The sequence below is a fragment of the Paraflavitalea devenefica genome (assembly GCF_011759375.1).
Classification (GTDB): domain Bacteria; phylum Bacteroidota; class Bacteroidia; order Chitinophagales; family Chitinophagaceae; genus Paraflavitalea; species Paraflavitalea devenefica.
In genome coordinates this window covers 56,127-75,473 of sequence record NZ_JAARML010000010.1, presented here as the reverse complement: position 1 = coordinate 75,473, position 19,347 = coordinate 56,127, and the positions used below count along the sequence as shown (strand labels likewise).

14 protein-coding genes are annotated in these 19,347 nt (G+C 49.3%); 2 read left to right on the top strand and 12 right to left on the bottom strand.

The features are described 5' to 3' along the window. Positions 1-53: 53 nt before the first annotated feature. The 8 genes from HB364_RS32100 to HB364_RS32065 all read right to left on the bottom strand — a co-directional run bounded on the left by HB364_RS32100 (position 54) and on the right by HB364_RS32065 (position 12,194). Complete coding sequence (locus HB364_RS32100; protein WP_167292546.1) at positions 54-1,697, bottom strand: TldD/PmbA family protein; 1,644 nt, start codon at positions 1,695-1,697, stop codon at positions 54-56. 1 nt (position 1,698) lies between these two features. Further along, positions 1,699-3,036 (bottom strand): TldD/PmbA family protein, encoded by a 1,338-nt coding sequence (locus tag HB364_RS32095; protein WP_167292545.1) that lies wholly within the window; start codon positions 3,034-3,036, stop codon positions 1,699-1,701. 86 nt (positions 3,037-3,122) lie between these two features. Further along, on the bottom strand, positions 3,123-4,760 hold the full coding sequence (locus HB364_RS32090) for a TldD/PmbA family protein (protein ID WP_167292544.1): 1,638 nt from the start codon (positions 4,758-4,760) through the stop codon (positions 3,123-3,125). A gap of 62 nt (positions 4,761-4,822) precedes the next feature. Further along, entirely contained in the window at positions 4,823-6,607 is a 1,785-nt protein-coding gene (locus tag HB364_RS32085) for a hypothetical protein (protein ID WP_167292543.1), read from the bottom strand. A 3-nt stretch (positions 6,608-6,610) separates the two neighbouring features. Then, positions 6,611-8,755, bottom strand: a complete 2,145-nt coding sequence (locus tag HB364_RS32080) for a DUF4175 domain-containing protein (RefSeq protein ID WP_167292542.1) — start codon at positions 8,753-8,755, stop codon at positions 6,611-6,613. Next, a complete protein-coding gene (locus HB364_RS32075; RefSeq protein ID WP_167292541.1) occupies positions 8,748-10,205 on the bottom strand; it encodes a BatA domain-containing protein in 1,458 nt (485 codons plus the stop codon). The genes HB364_RS32080 and HB364_RS32075 overlap by 8 nt, the downstream gene beginning before the upstream one ends. A gap of 93 nt (positions 10,206-10,298) precedes the next feature. Beyond that, complete coding sequence (locus HB364_RS32070; RefSeq protein WP_167292540.1) at positions 10,299-11,150, bottom strand: DUF58 domain-containing protein; 852 nt, start codon at positions 11,148-11,150, stop codon at positions 10,299-10,301. Between the two features lie 42 nt (positions 11,151-11,192). After that, positions 11,193-12,194 carry an AAA family ATPase gene (locus HB364_RS32065; RefSeq protein WP_208420175.1) on the bottom strand — a complete coding sequence of 334 codons (1,002 nt, stop codon included), beginning with the start codon at positions 12,192-12,194 and terminating at the stop codon, positions 11,193-11,195. 177 nt (positions 12,195-12,371) lie between these two features. Between HB364_RS32065 and HB364_RS32060 the strand changes: the two genes are divergently transcribed. Then, positions 12,372-12,998 (top strand): DUF4159 domain-containing protein, encoded by a 627-nt coding sequence (locus HB364_RS32060; RefSeq protein WP_167292539.1) that lies wholly within the window; start codon positions 12,372-12,374, stop codon positions 12,996-12,998. Between the two features lies 1 nt (position 12,999). On the opposite strand, the gene HB364_RS32055 is transcribed toward HB364_RS32060, so the two are convergent. From HB364_RS32055 to HB364_RS32040, 4 genes are all read right to left on the bottom strand, one after another. After that, positions 13,000-13,710 carry a sensor histidine kinase gene (locus HB364_RS32055; RefSeq protein WP_167292538.1) on the bottom strand — a complete coding sequence of 237 codons (711 nt, stop codon included), beginning with the start codon at positions 13,708-13,710 and terminating at the stop codon, positions 13,000-13,002. A gap of 319 nt (positions 13,711-14,029) precedes the next feature. Continuing rightward, the gene (locus tag HB364_RS32050) at positions 14,030-14,425 is read right to left on the bottom strand and encodes a response regulator transcription factor (RefSeq protein WP_167292537.1); all 396 of its coding nucleotides are present in this window, start codon (positions 14,423-14,425) and stop codon (positions 14,030-14,032) included. Positions 14,426-14,595: 170 nt separating this feature from the next. Next, on the bottom strand, positions 14,596-15,216 hold the full coding sequence (locus HB364_RS32045) for a response regulator transcription factor (RefSeq protein ID WP_167292536.1): 621 nt from the start codon (positions 15,214-15,216) through the stop codon (positions 14,596-14,598). Continuing rightward, positions 15,197-16,984, bottom strand: a complete 1,788-nt coding sequence (locus HB364_RS32040; RefSeq protein WP_167292535.1) for a sensor histidine kinase — start codon at positions 16,982-16,984, stop codon at positions 15,197-15,199. Before HB364_RS32040 ends, HB364_RS32045 begins: the two co-directional genes overlap by 20 nt. A gap of 324 nt (positions 16,985-17,308) precedes the next feature. On the opposite strand from HB364_RS32040, the gene HB364_RS32035 reads away from it, so the two are divergent. Beyond that, the gene (locus tag HB364_RS32035) at positions 17,309-19,315 is read left to right on the top strand and encodes an ATP-binding protein (RefSeq protein ID WP_167292534.1); all 2,007 of its coding nucleotides are present in this window, start codon (positions 17,309-17,311) and stop codon (positions 19,313-19,315) included. Positions 19,316-19,347: the final 32 nt, after the last annotated feature.

Sequence of the window (19,347 nt, the reverse complement as noted above, 5' to 3'; positions counted from 1 at the left end):
TAATAATTACTGATTATTACGTTGATCGTTTTATGATGTACTGCATACAGCTATTATCCAATCTTCCTGGCGGTATTGATCACATTCACGCCTTCAAACTTAGCAGTGGATGAACCGTGTGATACAGCACTGGACTGCGAGGGTTGTCCTTTGCCGTCATTAAATGTGCCAAACAGGCGGTAATCGCTTTTATCCGCAATATCCGTCATCGAATTCCAGAACTCCTGCGTATTGGACTGGTAGGCTACATCATTGAGCATGCCGGTGATCTGCCCGTCTTTGATCTCATAAAACAACTGTCCGCCAAACTGGAAATTGTAACGCTGCTGATCAATGGAGTAGGAACCCCGCCCCAGGATATAAATACCTTTCTTCACACTCTTAATAATGTCTGCTACAGGGCGGGTTTGCTTATTGGGCAGGAGCGATACATTGGGCATGCGCTGGAATTGTATACTGTCCCAGCTATCGGCATAGCAGCATCCCTGTGAAGCAGGTAATCCAAGAATATGGGCCTGGTCGCGGATGGTTTGGTAATTCACCAGTATACCCTCTTTAATAATATCCCATTGTCCGCTCTTCACACCTTCATCATCATAGCCTACAGCGCCGAGAGAGCCGGGTTGTAGTTTATCGGCCTGTATATTCACCAGTTTACTGCCATAATTGAATTGCCGGGTCTTCCATTTATCCAGGGTCAGGAAGCTGGTGCCGGCATAATTAGCTTCATAACCCAGTACACGGTCCAGCTCTGTAGGATGACCGGTAGATTCATGGATCGTGAGCCCCAAATGGGTAGGATCCAATACCAGGTCGTACTTGCCTGGCTCTACGCTTTTGGCGGTTATCTTTTCTGCTACCTGTGCAGTAGCAGCCTTGATATCTTCCAGTATATCATACCGGCCTTTGTACAGGGTAGTAGGGCCACCGGTCAGTTTGTGTTCCGGCAGTGCTGTAAGGTATTCATAACCCATGCCCATGGGAGCGCTCAGGCTGTCGCGGGTTTGGAACTTCCCGGATGATTTATCTACCTTGGTTACGGTAAATGTGGGCCATATGCGGTGTACATCCTGATCAATATAAGAACCATCAGTGCTGGCAAAATACTTCTGCTCATTGATCATGAACAGGGCTGCATTGACAAAATTGGCGCCACCGGTAAGGGCTGTTTCATTGGCGGCGAGCAGCAGGTCTACCTTCTCTTTTACGGGAATGGCGAAAGCATTCTTTTCAATGGGTGTTTGCCAGCTTACTTCTCCAAAGCCTTTTTGAGGCGCCAGTTGTACCGGTTCCGTAACCAGTTTGGCATTGCCTTTCGCAATGGCCACAGCCAGTGCGGCTGTTTGGGCAATACTGTCCGTGTCCATCTTTTCCGAAGCGGCAAATCCCCAGCAGCCATTGGCAACAACACGGATGCCAATGCCGTAGGATTCAGTATTGGAAACGCCCTGTACGCGTTTGTCGCGGGTGATCACGCTCTGGCTCAGGTACCGGCCGATGCGTACATCGGCGTAAGTAGCGCCCTTGCTCCGGGCCGCCTGCAGCGCAATATCGGCCATCCGTTTTTTGGCGGCCGTATCGGCGCGTATTACCAGGGCTTCTGCTTCCGCAATGGTCCTGCCAATAGCAGGCAGGCCATGCAGTAAGGCGCCTGCGGCGCCCATCCCCGCCATGCCAATAAAATTTCTTCTTTTCATATTAAATAGCGTCAGATAAGGAGGTGAATGTAAAATCCCTGATCTTCATCGGTGGCAGAATAGAGGAGCCGCTACGCACCGGCTTGCCCAGCTCTTCCACATTATTCAGCATAATAATGGGACTTTCATTGAAGCGGAAATTCTTTACCGGGAACTTGATTTGGCCATTCTCAATATAGAAAGTCCCGTCGCGGGTGAGGCCCGTTTGCACCAGTGTTTGCTGGTCTACCATACGGATATACCAGAAGCGGGTAACAAGGATGCCTTTCTCTGTATTTTTGATCAGGTCTTCAACAGATGCCGTGCCGCCGGTCATGATCATGCCACCACCGCCAAAGCGGCCGCCGCCCGGACCAGCCAATGGTTTAATGCCTTTTTTCTGCGCCCAGAAGCGGCTACAGGCCAGGTTTTTCACCACGCCGTTTTCCACCCAGATTGTTTTTTCAACCGGCATCCCGTCGTTATTCCAGGTAGAGCCGGGTAATTCGGGGTGCAAGGGATCACTGTAGATATTTACTTTTTCATCAAACAATTGTTCGCCCAGGCGTGTGCCGCCACCTTTCTTGCTCATAAAGCTGCGGCCTTCATCGGCGGTGCGTTGCTCAAAGCCGCGGATAATGCCACCCAGCATATCACTGGCGGCCAGTGGTTCCAGGATCACTGTATAACGGCCCGGCTCAATGGCTTTGGCGCCGGCAGAACTGGTGGCCTTGGTAGCTGCGGTCTTCGTAAGGGCCAGTGTATCTAATTTACCTACATCATTAAAGCTGTGGTCTACATAACCCGAGCCGGTGCCTTCCTGGTTACGCACGGTTACAGAGAAAGATACATCGGTATTTTTCCCATAGGCAAAAAGTCCTTTGGAATTCATCATAGAGCGGAAGCCGGCGCTGTTTTGCAGAAAGCCGGCGGCCTCCAGCTTGCTGTCCTTGGCCACCTTTAAACTTTGCGCTACCATATCGGCCCTTGTATCGGGTGTCATGGCTGCGGTAGAAGGGATGAAGCCGATAGATTCCGCAAAATCGGAGGGCCCCAGCAGGGGCATATATTCCGGGTTTTCCGGCGCCAGGCGGGCCAGCTCTTCGGCGCGGGCTACCACCTTGGCCAGGGAAGCGTCGTCAAATTCATTGATCGTGGCATTGCCGGTGCGTTTGCCAAAGGAGGAACTAACGCTCAGGTTCAGGTTGCTTACTTCGCCGGCAGTGGATACCGCGTTGCGTGCATAGCGGATATTACCGCTTTGTTGTCCGTTGAGGCTTACCTCGGTTTCATCGGCTTTGGAGAAGCTCAGCACCTTCTTCAGGATAGCCTGCGCTTCATCTTTATTTAATATTGCCATAATATATGAGTATAATAAGTTTAAAAATTAAAGTTGAATGTCACCCTGAGCTTGTCGAAGGGCTTCGACAGGCTCAGCCTGACAGCTTACCCAATCTTCCTGGCGGTATTGATCACATTAACGCCATTGAAGCGGGTAGTGGAACTGCCATGCGATACGGCGCTGCTTTGACTGGGCTGCCCCTTACCGTCATTGAAAGATCCGCCCAGGCGGTAATCATTGGCATCGCAAATGGCGGCACAGGAATTCCAGAACTCCTGGGTGTTAGACTGGTAAGCCACATCATTCAACATGCCCACGATCTTTCCTTTCGAAATCTCATAAAATGTTTGCCCGCCAAACTGGAAATTGTAACGCTGCTGATCAATAGAGTAGGAGCCATCCCCAATAATATAAATGCCTTTCTCTACATCCTTGATCAGGTCATCGACGCTCAGCTTTTGTTTGCCGGGACGCAGGGACACGTTCGGCATCCGCTGGAATTGTATATCATCCCAGCCTTGTGAGTAACAGCAGCCCTGCGATTCTTTCAGGCCAATAATATGGGCCTGGTCGCGGATGGCCTGGTAGTTCACAAGAACGCCGTCTTTGATCAGGTCCCACTCTTTACATTTCACGCCTTCATCATCCCAGCCCACAGCGCCGAGTGATCCCTGCTGCATCTTATCAGCTACAATATTGACCAGCTTATTGCCGAAATTGAATTTTTTGGATTGCCATTTATCGAGGGTGAGGAAGCTGGTGCCGGCATAATTGGCCTCATAGCCCAATACACGGTCCAGTTCTGTGGGATGGCCTACCGATTCATGGATCGTTAACCAAAGGTGCGAAGGGTCAAGTACCAGGTCGTACTTTCCGGGCTCCACTGATTTTGCTTTCAGCTTCTCGTCTACATCCTTCGTGGCATTCCTTACATCTTCCAGTATATCATACCGGTCCTTATACCGGGTTACAATGCCGGAGAGCTTATCCTGCGGGCGGGCATGCATATATTCATAACCCATACCCATGGGGGCACTCAGGGCATTGCGTTGCATGAACTTGCCGGCAGCGCGGTCTATCTTCGTAACATTGAAAGTGGGATAAATGCGGTGTATATCCTGGTCAATATACGAGCCATCGGTAGATGCAAAATACTTTTGCTCATTCACTGCCGAGATTACGGCGGTTACAAAGCTGGCACCATTTTGCAGGGCAATATCATTTACCTGCAGCAACAGGTCTACTTTTTCTTTGATGGGCACTTCAAAGGCATTGATCTCAATAGGGGCCTTCCAGCTTACTTCACCATAACCTTTCTGCGGCGACAGTTGAACCGGTTCACCCTGTATTCTTGCATTGGCTTTGGCAACACCTACCGCCTGCTCTGCCGCTTTGGCAATAGCGTCTTTCGTTACGGTGTGCGTAGCGGCAAAACCCCAGGCGCCGTTCACCAGTACGCGGATGCCAACGCCATAATTTTCGGTATTGGCTACACCCTGTACGCGTTTGTCGCGGGTAGACACAAACTGCCGCAGGTAACGGCCGATGCGCACATCGGCATAGCTGGCGCCTTTGGCCCGGGCAGCATTCAGGGCCACATCGGCCAGTTCTTTTTTAACAGATGCATCAATACCCTGCAGCGCTGCTGCCGGGTCAATCTCCCGCCCGAAGGCCGGCATCTTGGGAAGCAGGAGCGAGCCCAGGCCCATTCCCGTGTAGTAAATAAAATCTTTCCGTTTCAAAGTAGATTCCTCCGCAGTTTTTATGGTTAACAAAAAAGGTTGTACGCAAATTTATATTTCACCTATACTTTCTTTGCTTCAAGCCACAAGTAACTACAACACAATAAGAATAGCACAAAGAAAATGACTGGTGGTACTTGCTTCGTTGCCGGTTCGCTTGTCAGATCTTTAGACGTCCTGGTATGACCGGAAAGGGCGGCATGCCGGGTATTGGCAGTAATGCAGGCTGTAGCTTTTACGGCTGCCCAGTCGCCCTGCTCATAAACATACAACGGCAGACTGTCCTGCTGCCCGCGTACAGTTTGCCAACCTGGCTGAACCGGCCACCAACTCCCCGTCCATGTATGCGGCAACCAGGCCTGCTGTGCTACAGGCGCGGCGCCATCCGGTGTTTCAATGACCGGTATACCGGCAGTGGTGGTTTCCAATACCAGTTGCGCCTTACTACCCACCCTTGGAAAAGCAGTTACCTGCTGCCACCTGCTGGCGGATGCGGCAGGCCGGGCCGCTTTGTTCAGCAGCAGCGACCAGAACTGCGCATAATCCTGCTGATGGCCGCTCAGTATCCAACTATAAGTACTATTAACGGTATTCAATACCAGCTTGCCGGCTCCGGCAAGGGCTGCCGATACTACCACAGCGCCCTGGTCATCCATCACCAGCGGCTGCGCCCACCGGTTGTTTTCAATAGAACACCATTGTGTGGGCAGCAAGGGCGCAGTAGTGGTATAAACAGCCGGTATGGCCAGTGAACGGGCGCTGACAGGTGAGCCGGATTGCTTTTTTATTCGCCAGTCGGCCGCCAGGTTGTTAAAAGATATGGCGCTGTCGGTTTGCAGAATAAGACCCAGTCCTTGCTGTACCTGTGCTGTCAGGGCCGATCTTTCTGTGGCAGGCAGGGCGGCTAGTGCCTGATCGTCTGCGATCACCACATCCATCTTTTCCAGCAGGGTGGCGGAGATCGTTTGTAAAGGCAGGGCTGCCCTGTTCAGGAATTGTTGTTTGTATGTATGCTTACTGATCGTATACCGGGCAGCTACAGGGTATTGGTGCTCATATAGCCAGGTACTTAAAAACTTGTTGTCGAAGTCGGGAGAGGAAGACAGCAGCAATACCTGCACCTGGCTGGCGGGTAGCAGGCGTACCGGTACTTTTTCCCGCGCGATGGTTTTACCGCCACTGATGGCCTCCAGTTCATACAGGGTGTTGCCCAGGTGGGCAGGTTTGTATTGCAGCCTGAAGGAGGATGTAGTGGATGGATTGACAATGACGGAATCAAAACGGGCGCCAATGCCGGACAACACGATCTTCACCCGCTCTTTTCCCGGATGGTGAAATGAACCCTGTACTTCCAGTACCTCACCCAGTCTTAATTGCCGCGGCCAGGCGGCGGCTGTGAATCCCGCCGGCAAAGCCGGTGTATGGTATTGCAGGTTGGTGCCTGTTGCTACCAATGCTGCCAGTTCATCATCGGCAAGTCCATGACCCAATACCTGCAACTCATGAATGCGCGGATGTTGGGCCAGGAACCAGCGTAGATCAGGAATGAAAGTAATGCCGCCTGAAACCAGTGCCGCATGCGTGGTGTAGCGGGGCAGGCCTTTATAAGCCGGCAGGCTGTCTTTATCATAACCCGGTGTAAGGATAACAAGGGCGCCGGCAGCAGGAACAGGTTGGGAGGCGGTATACGTAACCGGTATGGCCAGGCATACCAGCGCCGCTACGCCCAGCACACTGGCGGTGAGGCGCAGCAGCAGGTGTGCTTTCACTGGTCTTTTTATTTCTTTCCATATAAGGAAGATGACCAGTAACCCCGATGCAAGGATAATACCTGTTTCCACTTTCATCAATTACTTACTACTGTTTAACTGCTTAAAATAATACGCCGGCAATTCACCATCGGCGGTATGGCCGGTTTTTTGCGGCAACAAGGCGCCTGCTTTGATCATCTTTTGCAGCGCTCCCTGCACTTTGGCAATCGTTGCTTTATCTACCTTGCCCGGCTCCTGGGTGATCTTGCGCAGGGCGTTCAGGGCAGGCAGGTAATCCGCCGGCGCCCGCACCGCTTTTTCACTGATCTTCTTTTCAGCACTCATCAACAGGGGCCAGTCTTCAGGCGCTATTGTTTTATTGCGTTTATAGGCTTCCAGTACCAACAGCGCCTGCTGCAATATTGGCTCCGTTTCGTCACGGGCTGCTTTATCTTTCTGGTTGTGGGGAGCGGTTATCTTGTCCAGCTCTCCCGTCAATCTTTTTTCCGGCTTCAGGGGCGGCATCCTGATCGAGGTTTTGCCTACATAAGCCCTCGATCTTTGTTGCATCTCTTTCAATAAGCGCAATGCCTTATAAGCATAGGGGAGCGCTTCGCGTGGATAATAAGTCCTTAATTGCAGTTCACTGCTCCACATCTCCGTCAGTATTGCTTTCAACCGGGCTTTCTGTTCCGGTTCAAAATAAGTGGCATCTTCTGCATTATCGTGCTTGTGTGCATATTGGTCCATGAGTGCTGCAGCATCACCGGGAGCAATGTCTTTTTCCTCCTCCTGCTCCTCCTGTCCATGATCATGTCCGTCGCCGGGATGATGGCCGCCGCTTTCCCATTCTTCACCCAGGAACTTACCATAGCGCAGGCGCAACAACTTCTGGTCATCGCCCAGCACATTACTGCGCAGGTTAAAACTGTCTTTGGGCAGGGTAGCCTGCTGCTGTAACAACTTTTCTATATCTATAATAATCTGCCGCTGGCTCCTGAAATATTCCGGCATCTGGTTGATGCCCGATTCCATGCCCGACATACTCAGTAGTTCCGCTGTATCGGGCAAGGAAATGAAATACATATCCGACCGGCTTTCCTGTCCATGATTGTCCAGCGCTTTCACATAAAAATACAGTTCATCACCTGCCTGAAGGCCAAGTGCCCGCAGGTCCAGCACTTGTTGCAGGCTCATCTGCCGGCGGCCATCAAAGCTTACCGGAAAGGAGAGTTGCTGCTCTTTAAAGCTGACGCTTTCTCCTTTACCACTGGCCTTCGTAGCTATAATGCCGGCGCTTTTAATGCCATAATCATCGGTAAGTTGTACGGCAAGCCGGGCCAGTGGCGCACGGCCGGGATCAATAGTGGTGTATTGTTGTGGTGTAACAATACTGATATGGACCGGCAGGTCAGGAATTACTTCCAGTGTATAAAGCTGGGAGGCCTGGCCTGCCAGGCTTACCTGGTAAAAGCCTGGCTCACTGATAGGTCTTTGTAGGGTCCAGGTGGTACTATCCTTGTCAAGCGGTGCAAAGCGGATAGAATCCTTATTGTTCAGCACCAGTTGCAAGGTGGGTACCTTTTGATTGGTATGTATCTCCCAGCGTACCTCACTGCCTGCTTCCACTTTCAGGGCAAACTGTTGCTGCTGCCTGCTTTTATTACGGGTATAAGCAGGTGGCGTAACCTGTATGTGAAAGGAGGCAATACCGGCTAACACCGTTTCGTGATGGTTGGCTGTAGCAGAAGAGAGGACCTTATCAGCATCTTGCCGATTGGCCGTCAGGAAAAGAGACAATATAAAAACCAATATACTCGCAACCACGGCGCCTGTTAACAGGAGCCATGCTTTGTTCAACGGTTCCCACATCCCGGGCGGTTCTGGTATATTGGCCAGTACGGGCGCTATCTTTTGCACCTGCATTTGTTGCAGGAGGCTCAGTGATTGCGTTGGTAGCAGCAATAATTGCGCGCTTTCTTCCAGTTCCGGGTAAGTGCGGTTTAAATAGCTGGAAATATCGGCAGGTGTGAGGCGGCGGGAAGGCTGCAGCCAGAAGCTCAGGACGGCAATGGCGATGAAGAGGACAACAACAGCCCATGCAGGCCACTGGAAAATATAATAAGCGGCTACAGCCATCAGCCAGGCAGGGGCTAATGCTTTCAACAGCGATGCGGCCAGGTTATTCCTGCTCCACTTGCTGGTAAGTGCATGAATGATATGTGCATGATCTTGTTCAGGCATCTTGCATACGTTGTGCTTGCCGGTAGGTCAATAGCCGTTCAATGCTTAATACTATAAATGCCATCATCCATACCAGGGAAGCTATTGACGACTGCGGATTGCTGATTGCCGATTGCCGACTGCCGATTGCCGTGTCCACAGGCACCACCATCCGGTCATCAATCTTCCGCAGGTCGCCCTGTACATCATTAGCAGGTAGCTGAATCACCAGAGGCAGCCATGTTTTTACAAAACCATCTTCCCATACCAGGTCGCCCCAGGCAGGATTAAAACGGCTTTTATAATGATACATCCGTTTCCCTTCCTGTTCCTCTACTGTCAGTATAGGGATACCGTTGGCCAATGTCCACACCGGTGTGCCCTGTACAGGGCCGGTTACATACCGGTATATGGTAGGGCGCCTGCCTTCACCGGCTATGGAGGCGCCCTGCTGTAGCCAGGAAGTGGTAGACACAACAGCACCTGTATCATATTGAAATAATATGCCTTCCGGGGTAGTATAAGACAACAGGGTTGTGTCGGGGTATTCCTCCAACCGGACAATAAGGTTTTGCGGAGCTGATGGAAATTGTCCGTTAGCGGGTGTAGTGATGTCTATTCTTTTGCCGGTGAACGTTCCAATAGCCTGTATGGCTGCTTTTACATACCGGGCATCGGCGGTATTTTTCCCTGCATAAATAGCCACGCGGATGATAGAAGTATCAGGCGTTGTGGTGAAAAGGGCGCCTGCCTTTTCTTCCTGGTAATAATTCCCTTGTGGTGTGGTCACCCTTGCTATATTTTTTATCTTTCCATCCGTCGTCACATAAGAAAGAACGGGGGATTCTATAATGCTATCGCCTTGTGAAAAACTATGCCAATATAAGTTGAGGTGGGTAACGGGCCTGTCGCCGTGATAGGGCGACAACCGGTTATTGATAAACACATGCAGGGGAAAGGAGGGAGGCAGGTTGGCATCCAGCACTTTTAACAGTGACCAGCGCGATACTACGGCTTCATAAGTATCGCCGGGTAAGCAGCCATCCATAATGCCGATGGGCTGAATACTATCCTTTAATTGTAGTTGCTTAAACCCGGTAGAAAAATTATGTAGCTCCAGCCCTGCAGCCAGTAAAGAATCTATTTGTGGTCGATACTGTGCATAGGCCGTCTTCAATTGCGCCTGGGGTATCAGTATCCAGCCCGCTTGCTTCGATTGGCTGCGTTCAGTGATCCATACAGGTTTGGCCAGCAGCAATGCCAGTAACAACAACAATAAGCAACGCAACAGGAACAAAGGCCAGTTGGTAATGCGCAGGTTCCTGGCACGCTGGCGTGAAGGGGTAGTGAGCAAAGCAATACTGCCCACCCGCCGCGTTTTTCCCTTGCGTACATGCCACAGGTGCACCAGCACCGGTATCATTACCGCTGCCCCGGCCAACAATGCTATCGGATATAATAATTGCAGCAACGCTTTATCAAAATATTTAGTTGGTTACCCAATACACCTAAACGTTAACAGCCACAGGCTAACAGCTAATACCTAAAAGCTAACTCCTAAAAGCTAACTCCTAACTCTCGCCTGTAAAAAATCACGCAACGCCTGGTCCACCGGTTCATCGGTGATCATCAGCCGGTACCATACATTACGGCCCAGTAATGCTTTCCGGGTATCATCCAGGTATTGCGCCAGCCGTTGGCTGTACGCTTCTTTCAGCTCACCGGCATTGATCGGTATCGTAGCGCCTGTTTCCAGGTCTTCGAGTGTGGTATAGCCGGTATAATCCAGTTCCAGCTCATTACGCCCCATCAGGTGCAGCACAATGATCTCATGGCGCAGGGCGCCCAGCAAGTCCAGCAGTTTATATAGCTCATCCTGCTGCTGGTACATATCCGTAATGAATACCAGCAATTCCCTGCTTTGTCCGCCGGCATAAATGTCTTTGTAATAAATAGGTTGTGTGAAATGGCCTTTGGGGCCGGCTTGTTCAAGCTGGTAAAAAAGCCTGTTGAGGTGCTGAAATCCCTGGCGGGCCGCCAGGGAGAAAATCCCATCTTCCCGCAGCATATATAAACCTACCGCATCCCCTTGCATATTGGCCAGCCAGGCGAGGCAGGCGGCGAGGTAACGGGCATACTCCATCTTTGTATGGTCGCCATCACGATGGTCCATCGAGGCGCTGGCATCTACCAGCAGCCGTATACTGATATTCGTTTCTGATTCAGATTCCCGGATATAATAACGGTCGCTGCGGGCATATAACTTCCAGTCCATCCAGCGCAGGTCATCGCCCGGCATATAACTGCGGTATTGGCTAAACTCCATGCCGGTACCTTTGATGGCGCTTTTATTGGCGCCCGTCATAAAACCATCAATGGTGGTTTTGGCCGCCAGCGATAAATTTCTCAGTGACAATAATATGGTTGGATCTAATAACACGAATTAAAACAAATTACACTACAACGCCTTCGGCCGTTCAATAACCTTCAATAAAGTGGCAGTGACCATATCGGGCGTTATTCTTTCTGCATCTGCTTTAAAATTCATCAATATACGGTGACGCAATACCGGGTAAGCCATCGTGTGAATATCAGCCTCCGTTACGGCATAACGGCCATGCAGCAAGGCCCTTGCCTTGGCGGTCAGTATCAGCGCCTGTCCGGCACGCGGGCCCGCGCCCCAGCGTACCCACTCCTTCACATAATTAGCTGTAGTGGTATCGGGCCTCGTAGCCCGTACGAGCTGACCCGCATAGGCGGTGAGGTCATCATTGATCGTTACCTCCCGCACCAGGCCTTGCAGTTGCAGGATCTCTTCGCCGCTTACAATAGCGTTTACAGCAGGTTTCTTTATACCCGTGGTATTGCTCAGTATCTCTATCTCTTCCTTTTCTGAAGGGTAACCGATCTTTACATACAATAAGAACCGGTCCAGTTGCGCTTCGGGCAGGGGATAAGTGCCGGCCTGCTCAATGGGGTTCTGGGTAGCCAGTATAAAAAAGGGACGGTCCAGGTGATACGTTTTGCCCGCATAAGTAACCTCAAACTCCTGCATGGCTTCCAGCAGGGCCGACTGGGTCTTGGGTGGTGTGCGGTTGATCTCATCTGCCAGCAGGATATTGGCAAACAGCGGGCCCTTGGTGAAAATAAAGAGCCGCTTGCCTGTAACAGGGTCTTCTTCCAGTATTTCCGTGCCAATAATATCGGTAGGCATCAGGTCGGGGGTAAACTGGATGCGGCGGAAACTAAGGTGCAATGCCTGCGAGAGGGTGCGTACCATCAATGTTTTGGCCAGGCCCGGCACCCCTTCCAGCAGGCAATGGCCGCCGGCCAGTAAGGCTACCAGTAGCTCTTCCAGCACTTCATCCTGTCCAACAATAACTTTTTGGATCTCTTGCTTGAGTAAAGATAACTTTTGCAGCAGGTCGCTGATCTTTGTTGCTGTTAATACCAAGGTCAAATAGTAGTTTTGATTAACATTTGTTTCAATGGAAAGCAATGGCGGTGGCCGCAGGTTGATGACAGGGAAGTAAAACTCCCGTGCAGCGACGGAAGTTCGGGCTTTTTGACGTCATAACCGTTCATTTTCTTTTGCCTGCCATCAAAAAATCAACATTTTAATGTAGTTTAATCTGCTATGTATCCAGGCAACAAGTTTACTTTCTCCCGTTTAAAATACCGTTCCGGCGACTGGGATACCGACCAACGCATGCCTTCAAATTTATTGAACTCACTGGTGGAGTACACTACCATTCCTGTAAATCCGCAGGAGCGGATCATAGAGCTGGGCAGTGAGGATATCTTTTCCGCCCCCTTCTGTTACCTCAGCGGCCACAAGCTGGTGCAGTTTGATGCCCGGGAGCAGGCCAACTTTAAAAAATATGTGCAGAATGGCGGTTTTGTGTTTGTGGATGACTGTAACCATGACATTGATGGCTTATTTGCCAAATCCTTCGAAGCGCAGATGACCGCTACCTTTGGTCCGCAGGCGCTTAAAAAAATACCCAATACGCATGAGCTATACCGGTCTTTTTTCACCTTTGAAAAAGGGCCTCCGCCTACTTCTTTTGAACTGAACGGATGGGGCGATGACCTGGTGCATGATTACCTCAAGGCCATTGAGGTCAACGGCCGTATGGGAGTGCTGTACAGTAACAAGGATTATGGCTGTGAGTGGGACTACGATTTCCGCAACAAGCGGTTCATGGCGGAAGACAATACGAAGTTTGGCCTGAATATCATTCTCTATGCCATGCAGGCATAAGTCAGGCAGCATGTACCCTGAACCACACATCCAGCGTGGAGCCCTGGTTGATAGCAGAGAGAATATTGAGGTCTCCTTTTAACAGGGCTACCCGTTTTCCAATATTGGCAAGACCAATGCCATTTCTTTTTTGGGTCAGGTCGAAGCCAACGCCATTGTCTTTTATCTTTATTCTGATGGTGTCTTTTCTGTATTCTATTAACAATACAGCTTTGGAGGCTGCCGCGTGTTTGATGATATTGTTGAATTGCTCCTGTATGATCCTGTATACTTGCTTCTTTTGCTCCAGGTCCAGCAGGCTTTCAATCATTCTGTCGTACTTTAAAACAATGCGCATGTTTTTACACGAGGAAATAGTGCAGACGAGTTGATCAATAGCTTCCAGTAAACAAAAATCCTTGATGTGGGGAGTGGCCATGGAGCCCGAAAGCTTGCGTATCTCATGGATTACTTCCTCCAGTGTGGCGGCGCTTTTTTTCAGGAGGGCCTGGCGTTGATGCTCTTCTTTCCTGGCCGTATCAATCATCAGTTTGGAGGCCATGATGAGTTGATTAATGTTGTCATGCAATTCCCTGGCTATTTCTTCCCGCTCCTGTTCCCGGGCCTGGACGATAGCCCGGGAAACAAGGTTCAGCAGGTTCTTTTTATGCGAAATACCAATTTCATGCATTGCGTTGATGAGGCATTCTATGTGCTTGTTCGAGGGTACCATGCTAACCATTGTTCAATAGTTTGCAATTTTCCAAATAATGCCTGTCAAGGTTTCATAAATAGGGTACGGATCCTCCTTCCTGGTGAGAGGGGTAGGAGTTGTTGATCAGGCAAAGGTTTAGGGGCCGCTGCTAACCGGGAAATAACACCCGTGTCTTTGTGTTGCTTCCCGCGGATAAGGTTTGGGGATTGGATTCGAAAGCCTACGGTAGTGTAGGGGGCGCTTTCATGGGTACTGATCCTTGATAAGCTTACTTTGTTATATACTGGTTTTTCATGTTTCAGGTTGCCGGGTTATATCAGATACTTAGCGTTGTTCTTTAGTCATTGGTTGTTAATAGCTCTTTACAAAGTTGTTCTATGGCGCCGGCCAGTTGGTCAAACTCATGCGACTTATCAAAGAACCGGACAGCGCCCGCCAGCAAACAAACTTTCCGGTAATCATAATTGGCATAATTGCTTACGATGATCACTTTGGTGGCCGGGTATTGTTGATTAATAAACTTCAGCAGTTCAATGCCACTTCTGTCTGGCAACCCGATATCAAGCACCGCAAGATGGATGCCTGTGTTCTCAAGTACGCTGCAGGCTTCCTGGTAATTGCCGGCATTTAAAACCGGCGCAATACAGGAAATTTCATGCAGGATAGCGTTAAGCCGGGTCCTGAGTTGAGCTGAATCGTCAACGATCAATACCGTTAATTTTTCGACACTCATTTGTAATTCGTTACTACAAATTTAAGTGTGAAAATGACACCGAGTCAATAGAGGAGCTTATGAATTTTAGCTAATAAGGTGAACGACAAGTTTGTAGAGTTTATACTACAAAACACTTAGTCGGTTAATTAAGTTGATGATTGTCAAAGCGACAATAATAGGAGGACAAGTTAGATCAGCTTATTGTCGAGCGCATACCGGATAATATCGGTATTATTTTTCAGGTTCATTTTTTCTAAAATACGTGCCCGGTATGTACTGATCGTGGTGGAACCTAAGGAAAGCAAGTCTGCAATTTCAGATACTGACTTCCCGGAAGCCAGGAGTTGGAATACATCAAACTCCCTGTCGGAAAGACGTTCGTGCAAAACAGGGTTTAATTCTGATTGTGTAAGTAAGGTTTCTGCCAGGGTGGGCGTAATATATTTTTTGCCTGCCAGTATCTTTTGAATGGCGGTAACCAGTTCTTCTTCTGCAAAATCTTTACTGCAATAACCCGATGCACCTGCTTTCAATGCGCGGATAGCATATTGTTCTTCCGGGTGCATACTAAGTATCAGGATGGGTAGCTTGGGAAGGGCGGAGTGTATCTGCTGCAGGGCATCGAGGCCGCTGCGCCCCGGCATCGAGATATCGGTGATCACCACGTCCCACTTACCGGTGATGGCTTTATTGATCAGTTCTTCTGCGCTGGAACATTCTTCCACGCTGGCAAAAGGATACCCTTCCAGCAATATCTGTTTCAGTCCTTTTCGCACGATGGCATGGTCATCAGCAATCAATATCTTCATGGGCGTCACTTGATGGTATTGGTACGGTTATCTGGATCGTAGTGCCTTTGCCCGGCACACTGCTTATTTCAAAAACTCCTCCCATGATCAGGGTCCTTTCCTTCATGCCCAGCAAGCCTAGCGTTTTTTGGGCGCCCAGTATCTTCACATCAAACCCACAGCCATCATCGCTCACCAGGAGCAGCAGGTGGTTATTGGTTACCTGCAGCCTGGAGGTTATGTGTTGAGCTTGTGCATGGCGGGCTACATTCGTAAGGGCTTCCTGGTAAATCCTGAAAAGGGAAGTGGCTACAGGAGGGGGGAGGCTTACGCCCGATACATCCGATTCAAAACTGACCTTTATGTCGGCCCTGCTCTCAAATTCCCGGCTTTGCCACTGGATGGCCGATATCAATCCCAGGTCATCCAGCATACTGGGCCGTAGCTCAGTAGCAATCCTGCGCACCATCTTGATCGTGTCATTCAGCATCTTTAAGGATTCCTTCGAGCGTTGTACCAGCGAACTGTCTTCATACTCAGCCAGTTTCCGGTTAAGCCAACTGATATCCATTTTTAATATCGTAAGCTGTTGTCCCAATTCATCGTGGATCTCGCGCGCTATATTCGTGCGCTCTTCTTCCCTGATGTCCTGCAAATGGGCTGATAAGGCCCGCAACTGTTCGGTCGTCTTCAGCAGCTTCCGCTGTGTTTCCAGCTTCATGCTGATATCAATAGCCAGCACCAGGCGGGACGGCCTGCCCTTGTACACAAAGTCATGAACAAAAATTTCTACATCAATAAGCTCCCTGTTTTTCTTGTAATGCCTGTAATACCCGCGGCTGTGCTTATCGGAAGGCAGGTCCACCTTGCAATGAAACTTCTCCAGGTCTTCTGGCGGCCGTATATCCAGGGCGCTCATCGTCAGCAGCTCTTCCCGGGTATAGCCATAATGGTTGACCACCGCTTCGTTTACATCCAGGAAACGGTAGGTTTCCATTTCCATCACAAACATGGGGAGCGGACTATTGCAGAACAACAAGCGGTATTTTGCTTCACTTTCCTGTAAGGCCAGTTCTGCTTTTTTTCTTTCAGTAACGTCCCGTACGAAAGAAACGATCCTGCCATCGGGCATCTTTTGGGTAACCGACTCGCCATAGAAAGTACTGCCGTCTTTTCGCTGTAATATTCTTTCCGCCTTTACTATTTTTCCGGCTTGCAGCTCTGTCAGCCGGGGGGGCGTTTTGGCCAGGTCGTCCGGGCTAACCATCTCAAGCGCACCTATATGCAGGAACTCGGGCAGGCTATACCCGAACAACGTACAGGCACTGGAATTGGCATGTATCATCTTCCATTCAGCCGAAAAAATAGTAATGGCATCAGGGGCCTGCTCTATCAGCAACCGGTAATTTTCCTCGCTTCTTTTTAAAGCCAGCTCGGTTTCTTTTTTCGTGCTGATATCCTTGGTGAGTATAAAATAACCATCGGGTAGGGGATGTATGTCTACCTGCAGCCACCGGCCCGTAAAGTTGTCGAAATATTCTTCCAGGTTGGTATGCTCACCGGTAGCGACCGCTTCTTCAATAATTTGCTGGAGGGAAGTGCCGGCAATACCCGGAATGCTGGTCAGTAAATGCCCCGGCGTTATGTGTCCATCGAATCCGTACAGTTTTCCTGCAGCAGTATTCCAGCCGGTAATTTCAGATTGGATATTTATAAATATGACAGCATCACTTATATGATGCAAAAGGAGGTCATGGTACTTAACCTTATCAGTTTGTTTGGTTGGCACGCTGCGGGAATTAGAACTTGCTAAAAAAGTTTTATTCCACAGGAAAGAGTTACGCCGTACAAATTAATATTTTTATCCCGGATTATCAGTATTTTATGATAGAATTATTTATTTGTAACTACTGATACTTTTTAAACAGGATAAAGCCTCATTTCGCTTAACAATTGGCGCATCGACTTCACTGATTTACACTGGTCAATATATCGCAGAAACCGGCCTTGTGAAAAAGGGCTGGGGATGTGCAAAAATGCCTCTTGTGCTACTAATATATTTAGTTTAAAAGCGCTACTTTAGCTAAATATATTAACAGGTTAAGCGCGTATTATGGCAAACATTGAGATTACAGGAAAAGGTATTCAGAAAGTACTCAGCAGGTTTGATTACAGGCAGGCCATTGCCGAATACATCTGGAATGGGTTTGATGCAAAGGCAACCACTGTTCAACTGAACTATGAGGCCAATAACCTGGGCTTTATAGCTAAAATGGAGATCATAGACAATGGCTATGGCATTCACCGTTCCCAACTGGCTGAAAAATTCTCCCCTTTCTTCGATTCGCAAAAGGCCATCGAAATAGACTCGCCCAAGAATACCTCTGCCGTACATGGCAAGAATGGGGTAGGGCGGCTTACCTTTTTCAAATTTGCAGCAGAGGCCATCTGGAATACCGTATATGAAGAGAAGAAAAAGAAATATGAGTACTTCATCAACATCAAATTTGAGACGATCAACAAATACGACAGCCCTGATTCCGGCGTATGGGAGGTAAAAAAGAAAACCGGTACTACTGTTACCTTTTACAACATCCTGCCGGACATTGTTGACAGCAAGCTGCAGGAAGAATTAGGGGAATTCCTTTGCCTGGAATTTGGCTGGTACCTGGAACTAAACAAGGAGAATGGCTATGCTTTATTGATCAATGGCGTGCCGCTCGATTACGCCGCCATCATAGGGGATACGCACCACTTTATGCTGAACCATGAAGACAGCAACAATCAATTTGAAGTAAAATACATACGGTGGAATGCAAAGATCAACAAAGAGTTTTCCAAATACTATTACATCGGTGCAGACAACAGGGAGCGGTATAAAGAATTTACTTCCCTCAATAACAAAGGCGATCATTTCTACCATAGTGTGTACATTAAAAGTACCTACTTTAACCAGTTTAAATTCAAGGGCAGCAATACCGATCCCCAGCTTGCTTTCATAGGGAGTACCCGCATTGATCCCGTATTCAGGTTCCTGCACAAGCGGCTGAGCGCCTTCCTGCTGGATAAGCGCAAGCCTTATTTGAAGCAGTATACCGATATATTGATCAGCCAATATGAGCAGGATGACATATTCCCGGTATTCAGCGATAATCCCTGGGATGTGCACCGTAAAATAGAACTGGAAAACCTGGTGCGGGGCCTCTACGAGGTACAGCCCAAAATATTCCTGAACCTTAATACCGAACAGAAAAAGACCTTTGTGCGCCTGCTGAACCTGCTGCTCGATAGCCTGGAAAGGGATAAGCTGTTCGATATACTCGATGGCGTGGTAGAGCTATCCCATGCAGAAAGGAAGCAGATGGCGGAGATCATCAAAGTAACGAGGTTGGCCCGGGTAAACCACACCATCCGTTTGATAGAAGACCGCTATAAAACCATTGATACCCTGCGCGACCTCATCATACGCAAAGAACTAAAGGCCAACGAAAGGGACCATTTGCAAAAACTGGTAGAGGCGCATTACTGGATCTTTGGCGAACAATACCACCTGGTAACTGCCGCAGAACCCAAATTTGAAGAGGCGCTCAGGCGGCATGTTTACCTGTTGCGCGGGGATGCGCAGGTGCGGTCTATTGATCATGAAGACAAATACCGGGAAATGGACATATTCCTGTGCCGGCAGGATATTCTCACCAATGAAATAAGGAACATTGTGGTGGAGCTCAAGCACCCGGCCCTGAAGCTGGGCGAACAGGAGCTGACCCAGGTAAAGAAATACATGAATGTCATCATGAATGAGCCGCAGTTCAACGGCAACAACATGGGCTGGGAGTTTTACCTCATTGGTGCCGATTTTAACAACAAGGGAGAAATAGCTGCGGCGCTGGACAATGCCCGGCCCCATGGTGAAAAATCACTGGCCTTCAAAACCGGCCAGTATAAAATATTCGTAAAGAAATGGAGTGAGGTCATCAATGACTTTGAAATGAAACACAAATTCCTGAACGACAAACTGCAACTGGAAAGAAAATCACTCAACGAAGCGCCTGATACCGCCGCCCAGGCGCTGAAATCAGCCACCTCCAATACGGCCGCTATTCAGCGTAAGATCGTTTAGCCCATCGGGGTTACGCTTTGTAGATTTGGTAC